At 42.7% G+C, this 557-nt stretch carries 1 protein-coding gene; it reads left to right on the forward strand.

All coding sequences use genetic code 11. From position 1 onward, the window contains the following. On the forward strand, positions 1-557 hold a 557-nt coding region (locus tag QM877_RS10210; RefSeq protein WP_414318328.1), incomplete at both ends, for a hypothetical protein.

Consider the following 557-nt stretch of genomic DNA (forward strand, 5'->3'; position numbering starts at 1 on the left):
AGCAAGGTAGTGATTCCAGGTGAAAACAACACACCAATCGAAGTCACAATCGGCGACAATGGTTCAGGTGAAGTACCAAATGACAAGCTTCCTAAGAAAGATGTCCCAGGTACAGGTAAAGTAACAGAACCTAATAAGAAACCATCACAACCAGTAGATGTAACAACACCAGCTCGTAAGACACCAACAGTAGATGTTGAACAAGATCCTAAGACAGGTGACGTTACAGTAACACCGAAGAAACCAGATGGATCAACATTCCCACCAGGAACTAAGGTAGAAATCCCAGGTGAAGATGGTCCAATCACTGTTGAAATCGGTGAAGATGGTAAAGGTAAAGTACCAAATGACAAACTTCCTAAGAAAGATGTCCCAGGTACAGGTAAGATTACTGAGCCAGGTCAACCAACAGTTGAAGTTCCAGTAGAAACTCCAGCTAAGGTAACACCAAATGCACCAAGAACTGAAAAACCAGCTAAGATTGAAATCACACGCAAACCAAATGGTGATGCGATTGTAACGCCTAAGAAACCAGATGGTTCAACATACCCATCAGG

It is taken from the genome of Streptococcus infantis (genome assembly GCF_047463655.1).
Classification (GTDB): domain Bacteria; phylum Bacillota; class Bacilli; order Lactobacillales; family Streptococcaceae; genus Streptococcus; species Streptococcus infantis_Z.